Source organism: Ignatzschineria sp. PL_is040, from assembly GCF_055813795.1.
The window spans coordinates 66541-78601 of the sequence record NZ_JBVPGU010000002.1 but is presented as its reverse complement, the minus strand read 5'-3'; the positions used below and the strand labels follow the sequence as shown (position 1 = coordinate 78601).

Below are 12061 nucleotides of genomic sequence, written 5' to 3'. Positions count from 1 at the left end.
AATAAACCCCATATAACTTGATGGTTGTATGGGGTTTTGTTTTATCTATTATTGGGTCGATTTTAGATGTTGAAAAGATGATATTTCCCCTGAGTGAAGAGATTTCAGTATAATTATCTATTCCTTAACAATAGGAGGTGTAGTTGTTGAATGCTATATGCCGATATTTATCGTATCGGTTATTTTGATTCTCTACTCTGTTTCCTATTTTATTACTCATGATTAATCAACCAATACCAACCGCTACCAACCATTAACCATCAATTATTAATCGATCTTAGGATATTATGAAATCATCGCTTTTCCGTTCACTCTTTACAGTAAGTGGATTTACCTTACTCTCAAGAATTATGGGGCTTTTGCGAGACATCGTCTTTGCAAGTTACTTCGGTGCAGGCGCAGCGATGGATGCATTTAGTGTCGCTTTTAGAATCCCTAATCTGTTTCGCCGTTTTTTTGGGGAAGGGGCTTTTAACCAAGCATTTGTGCCTGTTTTTAGTGAGATTCGTTTAGAGCGTAGTCGCGATGAGTTAAAGCGATTTTTAGCAGAAATTAGTGGCACATTAGGTCTTGTTCTGCTCTTAATCACCGTTGTAGGGGTTACTTTTTCATCAGAGATGGTCCTACTCTTTGCCGCTGGGTTTGTAGATGATGCCGGCAAGTTTCTTTTAACAGAAGAGTTACTACAACTGATGTTGCCTTACCTCTTTTTTATCTGTATGACAGCGATGTATAGCAGTGTGATGAATGCACTCAATAAGTTTGCGATTCCTGCTGCCGTGCCGATTCTACTCAATCTCTTTCTGATCGCCGGCGCAGTTATTAGTGTCTATCTTGAAGAGCCAATTAAAGCGTTGGGCTATGCGGTCTTCTTTGCCGGAATTTGTCAAATGATGATTCTATTTTGGGCCGTAAAACGGGAGGGATTAATCGCGAGTCCAACAGTGCAATTCCGCTCTCCTGAAGTTAAGCGGGTGATGTTTTTAATGGTGCCGGCATTGATTGGCTCATCAAGTAGTCAGATCAATATCTTAATTAATACACAATTAGCATCACGATTGGAGACCGGGAGTATTACCTGGCTCTACTATTCAGATCGTTTGGTTGAGTTTGCGATTGGGACATTTGCTGTCGCATTGGGAACGGTCATATTACCGAAATTATCAGAGCTTAATACGAAAGGGGATCGGGTCAATTTGGGTAAGACGATCGATTGGGGAATTGAGTTAGCGCTTATTATTGGTATCCCTTCGATGTTAGGATTGATCTTTTTGGCTGAACCTCTATTAGCGATTCTCTTTATGCGTGGTGAATTCTATGAATCGGATGTCATTATGGCGGCAAAGAGTTTGATGACTTATGCGCTCTCCATTCCAGCCTTTTTTATGATACGTATCTTGGCGCCGGTCTACTTTGCTCGGCAGAATACCAAAACGCCGATGTATTTTAGTCTGATCGCAATTGGCGTCAATATTGTCTTACAGTTTATCTTAGTCAAATATTATCAACATGCCGGACTTGCACTCTCCTCATCACTTGCTGCTTGGGTCAATGCATTACTTTTAGCTTTTGGGCTCATCTTTTTTGATATTCATCACTTTAATAATCTCTTTACTCGGCGGATCTTGGCGCTTGTGCCGGCCAATTTACTCTTAGTTGTCATTCTCTATTGGCTTCAAGGTTTTTCGCTCTTCTGGTTTGAAGGGGCTTTTATCTTCAAGTTCCCGGCAATATTAGCTGCGATTATAGGGGTAGTGATTCTCTATTTTATAACGCTTCATCTATCCGGCTTTTCACTTCGAAGAATGAAAGGTCCATTAGTGGCGATGGAAAATCGTGGAGAATGAGTATAGGCCTATGATCGACTGGTGATGGTATACGACTGTGGGGTGGAGATTGATCGAGCTTACCCTTTCGATTGATAGACTGTTTCTTTACTTATTCTCCTGCGATCTCTCTACTGAATTGTTGTAATCGTCTCTCTTCTGCTTCTTCATGACGTTTTTGTCCATTTTTAGCGCGATGAACTTCACTGCTAATATAGGTAATGACAGAGACCCAGACAATCGTAAAGCCGATGAGGCGAAGTGGTGGGAGTGTCTCATTGAAGAGAAAGAGCCCGGTTAAAAGTTGCAATGTGGGAGAGACATATTGCAATATTCCGACTAGAGAGAGAGGGATATATTTTGCCCCTTTGGCAAAGAGAAGTAGAGGAATCGTTGTTGCTGCTCCCGAGAGAATAAGAAGAGTCAGCGGTAAATTTTCTAATTCTAAGAAGATCAGATCCCCATTTTTATAAACCGCAACTAGGTAGATAATGGTAAAGGGCATCATGAAAAGGGTTTCGAGAAAGAGCCCGGGTAGTGGTGGCAGCGCCACGATTTTTTTCATAGCACTGTAAAAGCCAAAAGAGAAGGCGAGAAGAAGGGCGATGTAGGGGATGGTACCTGCTAATAGTGCAAGCCATAACACACCTATTGCGGCGAGAGTAATCGCAAGATATTGTACTTTTGTTAAAGCTTCTTTAAAGAAGACGCGCCCTAAAAAAATCGACACTAATGGATTGATATAGTAGCCGAGACTCGCTTCGAGTACCTGGTGAGAGGAGATTGCATAGAGATAGATCGACCAATTCATAAAGAGGAAGAAGGAGGATGCCATAAAGGTGACAATAATGCGCCGATTGAAGAAGGCATCTTTGAGGAGCAGTCGATCCTCTTTTCGGAAGCAGAGCAGAATCATAATGAAAGCGAGCGACCAGCCGATTCGTTGTGCCATCAGTTGCAAGGGATCTACGCCTGATAAGGGAAACCAGTAGATCGGAAAAAATCCCCAGATAATGTAGCAGGAGAGAGTAAGAAGCACGCCTTTTTTATAGTTGTTAGCGTAAGATTGTTCCATATGTGTCATCTCAAGTGGTGGGTCATCGATTGATAAGGCGATGAATAGTTGTGAGTCTGTCTTCTTTTAATGATCTTATTCAATGATCTTATTTAAATTTATAGTCTCAAGGTGCTAGATTGCCAGAAGCATCTGTCGAAAATTCTTTAGAGAATCTCTCTATATAAGGGTAGTGTAACAGCATTTTATTGAGAGCTTCCCCCTTTATTTTTGTAAAAAGAGAGTAAGCGTATTGTGGTAGAGGTATTGTGGTAGAGTCCGATCCCTTTTTGTTGAGAAGAGTTGAAAGAGTAAGTGTGAGTAAGCGTGGGTGGGAATTTACAGCAGCTTCTAGTTTAGGTAAAGAGATCAATACAAAGCAGCCTGATTCAGGTAAAATGAAGAGATAGAGTCGAACAAAATCGAGTCGAATAAAATCGAATAAAACAGATGAGATGAGGAAGTGTATTGTGATTAAAATTCAAGATATTGAAGTAGCTAATCGAAAGCCTTTTGTCCTCTTTGGAGGCATTAACGTTTTAGAGTCCCTAGACTCTACATTGAGAGCGTGTGAAGCTTATGTGAAGGCGACAGATCTTTTAGATATTCCACTGGTCTTCAAAGGCTCATTTGATAAGGCCAATCGATCCTCAATTCATTCCTATCGAGGTGTGGGGCTAGAGGAGGGGTTAAAGATCTTCTCTGCAGTGAAAAAAGAGTTTAATGTGCCGGTGATTACCGATATCCATGAGCCTTTTCAAGCAGAACCGGTTGCAGAGGTGGTGGATGTTTTACAGTTGCCGGCCTTTTTAGCAAGACAGACAGATCTTGTGGTCGCGATGGCAAAGACAGGTCGTCCCATCAATGTGAAAAAGCCACAATTTTTAAGCCCTTCACAGATGCTCAATATTGTGGAAAAGTTCCGAGAAGCAGGTAATGATCAGGTTATGCTTTGTGAGCGTGGTAGCTGCTTTGGGTACGACAATCTTGTGGTGGATCTATTAGGATTTGGGGTGATGAAGAAGGTCTGTGATGATGCCCCTATTATTTTTGATGTTACCCACTCTTTACAGCAGAGAAACCCATTGGAAAAAGCTTCAGGGGGACGTCGCGAGCAGGTGTTAGAGCTTGCTTTAGCGGGGATGGCAACGGGTATTGCCGGACTCTTTTTGGAATCGCATGAAGATCCCGATCAAGCAAAATGTGATGGACCAAGCGCCTTGCCACTAGCGCTTCTTAAACCCTTTTTAGAGCGTGTGAAAGCAGTGGATGATTTAGTGAAATCTTTTGAACCATTAGAGATTAAATAGGAGTTATCATGAGTGAAGTGATGACCTATACCGTCCCGGGGAAGAGTCGCTCTAAGTTAGGGTTTATTCTTTCAGCGCTTATTGTTTTAGGGAGTGCATTGGAGATCCTATTGACCAAAACAGCGCCGCTTGGGCTCTTTGTTCTCTTTGGTCTCTTCTTCTATTTTACTTCTATTTCGACAGCAACTTTGACAGATGATCAATTATCGGTAAAGCCGATTTTAGGTCGAGTGCGAACTTTTCCGCTTAAAACAGGGATCTTTACGCTTAAGAAGAGTGAGAGTTGGGCGACGAAGTTATCGACCTTGAAATCATCAGCTGATACTTTGATCTATACTCCTGCGGGAGGAGATCCTGTAATGGTGATCAATGGTCTCTATGATTCAGCCGATATAGAGAAGCTCTATCAAGAGATTGAGAATCGGCAGTCAGCACTGCTCTCTTAAGTTTTCCCTTTTAAGGTTATCTTTTTATTTTTGTTAAATCTTATGTAACCCTCCCTTAAGATCGGAGAGGGTGGGTTAAAGAAGAGAAAAGATAAAAGGAAAAAAGAGGAAAAGAGGAAAGAGAAAAAGGTCTAAGTTGATACTTAGACCTTTTTTATGATGTCAATTTGACTATCGCTGATAGTTTTACTTAAATCGCGGCGGTGCGTGCTTTTAACCACTCTAAAACAGCGGCATCTTCAATGCGAGGAGAGAGTTTTTCATAGACTGTCTTATGATATTGATTCACCCATTCAATCTCCTCAGTAGTGAGAAGTGTTGGCTCCATTAGGCGCGTATCGATAGGAAATAGCGTCAATGTCTCAAACAGCATAAAGTTGCCAAAATCTCGCTCTTTAGGATCTTTGACCGGTTGAGAGGTGACTAAGTTTTCGATACGAACACCCCATTTACCTTCTCGATAGATCCCTGGCTCAATAGAGGTTACCATTCCTTTTTTAACGCGCATTTGCGGATTAGGGGTTGCATGGTATGAGAGCACTTGCGGGCCTTCATGGACATTAAGGAAGTAGCCAACGCCATGACCTGTGCCATGCCCATAATCGAGTTGATGTTGCCAAAGAGGTTTTCGAGCAATGGCATCAAGCAGTGGCATCGCGATATTCTCAGGATAAATAGTACTACTCATCGCAATTAATGATTTAAGAACAAAGGTGAAATCCTGTTTTTGTGCTGTAGATGGCTGTCCAATGGGGATAACACGGGTAATATCGGTAGTACCATTTTTATATTGCGCTCCTGAATCGATAAGAAGTAGACCATCTCCTTCAATCACAGCATGATCTTCTTCAGTTGCGCGATAGTGGGGGAGTGCGCCATTAGGATTAAAACCAGCGATTGTATCGAAACTGAGATCGATAAAGTGGGGACGTTTAGCTCTTTCTGCAGCTAGACCATCGGCAACATCAAGCTCGGTTAATCTCTCACCTTTGGCGAGTTTTGCTTCAAATTGAGTATAGAAGTGTGCCATCGCAACACCATCTTCAATCATAGCTTCTTGGATATGGGAAAGATCATTATCACTCTTTTGCGCTTTAAAGAGAGTGCTTGGATTGGGGAGATAGAGAATCTCACACTCTTCATCAATTGCCTCTAATGCGGCATAAGTTGTTCGTTTCTCATCAAGCATGACGGTTTTATCTGCCGGAATATTTCCCAACTCATCGTAGAAAGCATCGTAAGGAAAGACTGTCACTTTATGTTCTGTGAGATACTTTTTCACTTCAGGTGTCAGTTTCTCTTCATCAATAAAGAGCGTGACTGATGAGGGAGTGATCATTATAAATGCTAAAAAGACCGGGTTATAGGTGACATCTTGACCACGGAGATTGGTGAGCCAAGCGATATCATCGAGTGTGGAGATAATATGAACATCAGCCGCTTCATCTTTCATTACTTGACGGATACGGCGTACCTTTTCACTCAATGATTCAGAGAGAAATTGTGCTTCATGAAGATAGAGTTTTTCCGCAGGAAGCGGTGCGCGATTCTTTATTAATCGATCAAAAGGATCATATTGTGTGGTGAGTGTGATATCAAAATCATCAAGTGCCTCATAGCTTTCAACAAAATTCTCTACTGACATTGTATCGGGGAGTATTGCCACTTCCGCGCCGGGCTTAAGTTGAGATTGAAGATATTGAATATAAGAGGGGGTATTGGGCGCACCAAGTTTCATCAGTTCAACAGTCGTTCCTTGTAACTCTTTCGCCGCCTGAACCCAGTATCGACTATCGGCCCAGATGTAGGCGCTCTTTTGCAGAACAACTAATGTTCCGGCAGAGCCGGTAAAGCCGGAGAACCACTCTCTCAACTTCCAGTGATCAGGAAGATATTCGGAAAGGTGGGGGTCAGCACTCAAAATAATCCAAGCATCGATCTTATCTTTGATCATCTGCTTCTGTAGAGCGGCAATACGTGCATTAATTTCGCTATTTTTACTCATATTTTATCCTTCAGAATGGTTCTATATTGGGAGGCTGATCATTTATTTGATCTCTGTTTCTCTTGTAGCATTCTACCCCTCTTTCAGCGCAATCTCTAAAGATTCTACACCTTCTGATGGGAAAGTTAGCAGTTAAAATCTATCAGTAGGAGAGATTTAGCGAAGGGGTGAGATCTGATTTTTGATGAGGGTGTTTAATATCGATTGGCAATAGAAAAAAGCTGTAGAGAAAACCGTAGAGAAAAGCAGTGGAGAAAAAGATGGAAAAATGAGCGAAAATAGGGGAAATTACCTAATGTTATTCCTAATGCCATCATTTTCTATATATTCTATAGGTCTCTACAGTTTTAGAGTTCTTATTGAGACTCATATAGAGACTCATATCGAGACTTATATAGGGACTTATATAGGGGAGTTTTAGAAAGTGGTTCTTATTCTAAGAGAAAAAGGCTCGGGGATCGGGTATTATTAAGAGAGTATTAACAACCATGTCCATTTCTTTTTTGTAGGCTTGATTAAATAATGAAATATGTGAGTACGCGAGGGGGAGATCTCCCAAAATCTTTTTGTGAGGTTGTATTAGAGGGGTTATGTCGAGATGGGGGTTTATCGATGCCGGAATCGATCCCTAAGGTTTCAAAAGAGACTTTAGATGCATGGCGAAAACTACCGAGATATAGTGATTTAGCGCTAGAAGTAATGTCTCTCTATGCAACAGATATTCCGAGGGAAGATCTCAAAAAGTTAGTAGAAGGCGCTTACAATAGCGATAATTTTGCCGTTGAATCAATTATCTCTGAGCGTACGATTAATGATCAGGTGAAGGTGCTAGGTCTCTCTGAAGGTCCTACTTACGCTTTTAAAGATATGGCGATGCAGTTTCTTGGCGAGCTCTTTCCTTACGTATTAGAGAAGCAGGATAAGAAGCTCAATATCGTCGGAGCAACATCGGGAGATACGGGATCGAGTGCTATTCATGCAATGAAGGGAAAACCTCGAATCAAGGTGGTGATGTTAAGTCCCCATAACCGTATGAGTGCTTTCCAGACAGCACAGATGTATTCGGTGCAAGATGATAATATTCACAATATCGCTATTGAAGGGGTTTTTGATGATTGCCAAGATCTCGTTAAAGCACTCAATAATGATATTGAATTTAAAGAGAAGCACCATCTTGGTGCTGTCAACTCCATTAACTTTGCGCGTATTTTGGCACAAGTCGTCTACTACTTTAAGGGTTACTTTATGACGACAGAGAGCAATGATGAAAAGATTGATGTCGTGATTCCCTCTGGTAACTTTGGGAATATTTTTGCCGGCATTATCGCCCGTGAGATGGGATTGCCTATTCATAAGTTGATCTTAGCAACGAATGAGAACAATGTACTTGATGAGTTCTTTAAAACAGGGATCTACCGTCCTCGTGCGTCAAAAGATGTTTATCTCACTTCTAGTCCTTCGATGGATATCGCTAAAGCGAGTAATTTTGAGCGCTTTATCTACCTCATTGCCGGCAGTGAGAAGACAAAAGCACTCTGGGAGCAGATTGAAGAGCAAGGATATTTTGATCTGACAGGTGATCCTCTCTGGAAAGAGCGAGCAAGTTGGAATATTGAATCTGGTGAAAGCTCTCATCAGAATCGATTAGAGACGATTGAGAAGGTCTACCGTGAGTCAGGGGAGTTGATCGACCCTCATACTGCTGATGGGGTCTTTGTGGGAAGCCAATATCTTGATGGCGATCTACAGCTCTGTTTAGAAACTGCCAAACCGATCAAATTCTATGAGACAATTAAGCAAGCGGTGAGTGACGCACCGTTTGATTTAACTGAGGTAGAGGCTATTGAGGCCTTACCACAGAAGAGAGAGGTGATGGCGAATGATGTCACCTTATTACGTCAATTTATTGAATCCGCTTTAAACTAAGGAACACTGTAATACCATGAAAAAAACATCATTTCCAAAAGATGAGATGAAAGTTCTCCTCCTAGAGGGTATTCATCAGGATGCGATCGATTACTTTAAACGTGCGGGCTATAACAATCTTGAGATCCATTCGACGGCTCTCGAGGGGGAAGCTCTTATTGAAGCTCTTAAGGATGCTCACATTGTGGGGATCCGCTCCCGTACGCAATTAACTGAAGAGGTATTGAGTCAAGCCTCGAGATTGATGGCAATTGGATGTTTCTGTATTGGGACAAATCAGGTTGATTTAGAAGCGGCAAAAGCGCGTGCAATCCCAGTCTTTAATGCACCTTATTCTAACACCCGATCGGTGGCAGAGTTGGTCATTGCCGAGATGATTATGCTAAAACGTGGTATCGCTTATAAAAACTATGTTTGTCATCAAGGTGGTTGGGTGAAGTCTGCTGCAGGCTCTTATGAGGTGAGAGGTAAGACTTTAGGAATTATCGGTTATGGTCATATCGGTACTCAAGTAGGTATCTTAGCTGAGAGTTTGGGGATGCGCGTTATCTTCTATGATATTGAAAATAAGCTTGTCTTAGGAAATGCGCAACAAGTTGAGACGATTGATGAGCTTTTAGCAGCATCTGATGTGGTAACACTCCATGTGCCGGAAGATGATTCTACAAAGAATCTTATGAGTCGCGAGCGTATTGAGTCGATGAAGCAGGGATCGGTCTTGATCAATGCTGCACGTGGAACAATTGTGGATCTCGATGCACTTGCGGATAATATTAAAAATGAACATCTTTTAGGTGCCGCAATTGATGTTTTCCCTGTAGAGCCAAAATCGAATAAAGAAGAGTTTAAATCGCCACTTCGTGAATTGCAGAATGTGATCTTAACTCCTCATATTGGTGGTTCAACGATGGAAGCGCAACAAAACATTGGGGTTGAGGTTGCTTCTAAATTGGTGCTCTATTCAGATAATGGTTCTACGATTTCTGCGGTTAACTTCCCAGAGGTGATGCTACCGAAGCAGCCAGGAAGTCATCGTATTCTCCATATTCATGAGAATACCCCGGGTATCTTACGTGCGGTGAATGAGATGGTTTCTGATCTAGATCTCAATATTAATGCGCAATATCTTCAAACTTTAGGGGATATCGGCTATGTAGTGCTTGATGTCTCTGGTAAAGAGGAGAATGCCGTTAAATTGCAACATGATATGAAAGAGATCAAAGGGACACTTAAGTGTCGTATTCTCTATTAAGCTCTATTGGCCTCTATTAATCTCAATTAACTTTAATAAACTTTAATTAATTGAGTGATAGAAGAGTGATCAATTATTAAATATAATGGACCTATGGGATAACCTATCGGTCCATTTTTTTAATTCTGCAGGATCATTTTGTCGGCATAATCCTGTATCATTAACCCTATATTAGTTTTTTATCAAATATTAAAAAAATATAAGAGAGAAAAAATGTCATTAAGAGATCAATTGGTCAAAGCGGGTTTAGTCTCAAAAGATCGTGCTAAGAAGGTACAAAAAGAGAAGGCTAAGAAGCTACATCAAGCGCATCGTGATAAGAATCTCAAGAGTGAGCTCGAAGCAGAAAAGTTACGTAAGGAAGCAGAGAGACGTGCTTTTGATGAAGCTAAGAAAGCGATGGATTTAGAGAAGAATCAGGAGATTATTGCGGCGCAAGAGAAGAATCGTGCCCGTAGTGAGATGCGAGATCTTATTGATCGTGAGAGAGTTAATAAAGAGAAGGGCGAGACCCGCTTTAACTTTAGTCATGATGGCAAAAAGATTCGTTCGGTATTTGTCACTGATAAGCAGCATAAAGATCTCAGTGATGGGAAGTTGATGATTTGTCGCAATGATCGTGATGGTTTTGATTACCCTATATTGCCGGTGACTTTTAAAGAGCGTATTCATCACTTAGAGGAGAAGTTAGGTGAGAAGATCTTCTACTATCTCTCTGAGGCGATGACAGAGGGGGATGCAGAGGATGAGTGGGCAGCTTGGGATGCCTATGAAGCATCGCTTAAAGCTGAGAAGAAGTCTGGTGGATCTCATAACTAGGAGATAAGTGGAATCTGGTGCTGATGAGTTGTTTATCAATAGAGGAATCGAGAGGTCTCGTTGATCGTGGCAAACTCTTATAAAAGAGTTGTAAGAGCAGTATAAAATAGTGAAAGAGCAGCAACAGAGTTGTGGCAGAGTCGCAGTAGAGTAGTAATAGAATGGTGAATGGTAAAAAAAGAGCCCTTGATAAAGGGCTCTTTTCTATTGATAGGTTGTAGTTGATATCGACTCTTTCATAATTATTTTAGAACGAGATGATGAGTCGTGTTGATGAGTAAATTACGCTTGTTTGTCTCTATTTTCTCTCTCTTCTTTCGCTTTCTTCATAAAGAACCATGTCAACCAACTTAGCATGATAATCATAAAAACAACACCAAACCCAACGATACCAACAAAATAGGGATCTGCGCCAAGTAACTTCATCATAGAACCTTCTCCTTAACAAGGTAGAAATTTAAATCTATTCAATAAGATCTATCTAATATGATCTATCTAATATATATAATGATACTATCCCACAAAAATGGGGAGGAATCCACGAACTGTAAAGAAGTATCAAGTTTGCTTGATAGATATCAATATTTGAGCTTATAGGGGCTATTTTGGCGCTTTAATGTAGATGAAATGTTGTGAGAGATAGGGCTAGAAGAGGAGAGTAATAGAAGGTTATAAGAGAGATGAATATTAGATGAAATGAGGGGGGAGGTGAAGGGCACTCTGTGTGAATAAGAAGCATAAAATAAGAAGCATAAAAAACCACTCAATTGATTGAGTGGTCTCTTAATATGGTGGCTCGAGGCAGAATCGAACTGCCGACACGCGGATTTTCAATCCGCTGCTCTACCAACTGAGCTATCAAGCCATGTCGTGCTAACGAAGTGACATTAAACAGGATTTCGATTCTTTCGTCAAGTATTAATTGAGATTAGCCTGAAAATAGCGCAGGTGTCGATTTTTTGGTTAATTTCGACGCTTTTCTCAGGTGAATTAGGGGTATAAAGGTAAAAGAATGGGAAAGGTAAGCCTACGGGAGAGGTTAGAGAAATTGAGAATTAGAAGAATTAATTAGAAGAGTTAATTAGAAGAGTTAAAATTAGAAGAGTTAATTAGAAGAGTTAATTAGAAGAGTTAAAATTAGAAGATTTAAAATTAGAAGATTTAAAATTAGAAGAGTTAAAATTAGAGGAATTAAAAAACCCTACTTCAAAAAGTAGGGTTTTAAAGATGGTGGCTCGAGGCAGAATCGAACTGCCGACACGCGGATTTTCAATCCGCTGCTCTACCAACTGAGCTATCAAGCCGTCTTGATAAGGTGGTATTAAACAGCATTCTCCCAAAAGAGTCAAGAAACTTTTCTGCTATATTATTGCTCATAATCTGTTGGGCTATGATATTGGCGGTAATATAACGAATCTTTCAT

9 protein-coding genes and 2 tRNA genes are annotated in these 12061 nt (G+C 40.9%); 6 read left to right on the top strand and 5 right to left on the bottom strand.

Going from position 1 to position 12061, the window contains the following annotated elements:
• Positions 1 to 287 precede the first annotated feature (287 nt).
• Positions 288 to 1847 carry a murein biosynthesis integral membrane protein MurJ gene (gene murJ, locus AC0SAP_RS03955; RefSeq protein WP_473383058.1) on the top strand — a complete coding sequence of 520 codons (1560 nt, stop codon included), beginning with the start codon at positions 288 to 290 and terminating at the stop codon, positions 1845 to 1847.
• Positions 1848 to 1938: 91 nt separating this feature from the next.
• Here the strand turns inward: murJ and rarD are convergent, their stop codons facing one another.
• Positions 1939 to 2901, bottom strand: coding sequence for an EamA family transporter RarD (gene rarD / locus AC0SAP_RS03950; protein ID WP_473383056.1), 963 nt, complete (start codon positions 2899 to 2901; stop codon positions 1939 to 1941).
• A gap of 434 nt (positions 2902 to 3335) precedes the next feature.
• On the opposite strand from rarD, the gene kdsA reads away from it, so the two are divergent.
• The gene (gene kdsA / locus AC0SAP_RS03945; RefSeq protein ID WP_435659246.1) at positions 3336 to 4190 is read left to right on the top strand and encodes a 3-deoxy-8-phosphooctulonate synthase; all 855 of its coding nucleotides are present in this window, start codon (positions 3336 to 3338) and stop codon (positions 4188 to 4190) included.
• Positions 4191 to 4198: 8 nt separating this feature from the next.
• Positions 4199 to 4636 carry a hypothetical protein gene (locus AC0SAP_RS03940; protein WP_094566872.1) on the top strand — a complete coding sequence of 146 codons (438 nt, stop codon included), beginning with the start codon at positions 4199 to 4201 and terminating at the stop codon, positions 4634 to 4636.
• Positions 4637 to 4826: 190 nt separating this feature from the next.
• Here the strand turns inward: AC0SAP_RS03940 and AC0SAP_RS03935 are convergent, their stop codons facing one another.
• Entirely contained in the window at positions 4827 to 6641 is a 1815-nt protein-coding gene (locus AC0SAP_RS03935; protein WP_473383054.1) for an aminopeptidase P family protein, read from the bottom strand.
• A 522-nt stretch (positions 6642 to 7163) separates the two neighbouring features.
• On the opposite strand from AC0SAP_RS03935, the gene thrC reads away from it, so the two are divergent.
• The 3 genes from thrC to AC0SAP_RS03920 all read left to right on the top strand — a co-directional run bounded on the left by thrC (position 7164) and on the right by AC0SAP_RS03920 (position 10638).
• Positions 7164 to 8567, top strand: a complete 1404-nt coding sequence (thrC, locus tag AC0SAP_RS03930) for a threonine synthase (RefSeq protein WP_473383053.1) — start codon at positions 7164 to 7166, stop codon at positions 8565 to 8567.
• 16 nt (positions 8568 to 8583) lie between these two features.
• Entirely contained in the window at positions 8584 to 9819 is a 1236-nt protein-coding gene (gene serA, locus AC0SAP_RS03925) for a phosphoglycerate dehydrogenase (RefSeq protein WP_473383051.1), read from the top strand.
• A 213-nt stretch (positions 9820 to 10032) separates the two neighbouring features.
• Complete coding sequence (locus tag AC0SAP_RS03920) at positions 10033 to 10638, top strand: DUF2058 family protein (protein ID WP_473383050.1); 606 nt, start codon at positions 10033 to 10035, stop codon at positions 10636 to 10638.
• 282 nt (positions 10639 to 10920) lie between these two features.
• On the opposite strand, the gene AC0SAP_RS03915 is transcribed toward AC0SAP_RS03920, so the two are convergent.
• From AC0SAP_RS03915 to AC0SAP_RS03905, 3 genes are all read right to left on the bottom strand, one after another.
• On the bottom strand, positions 10921 to 11067 hold the full coding sequence (locus AC0SAP_RS03915; RefSeq protein ID WP_286481154.1) for a hypothetical protein: 147 nt from the start codon (positions 11065 to 11067) through the stop codon (positions 10921 to 10923).
• A gap of 360 nt (positions 11068 to 11427) precedes the next feature.
• Positions 11428 to 11503 (bottom strand) — tRNA-Phe (locus AC0SAP_RS03910).
• A 363-nt stretch (positions 11504 to 11866) separates the two neighbouring features.
• A tRNA-Phe gene (locus tag AC0SAP_RS03905) sits at positions 11867 to 11942 on the bottom strand.
• Positions 11943 to 12061 lie beyond the last annotated feature (119 nt).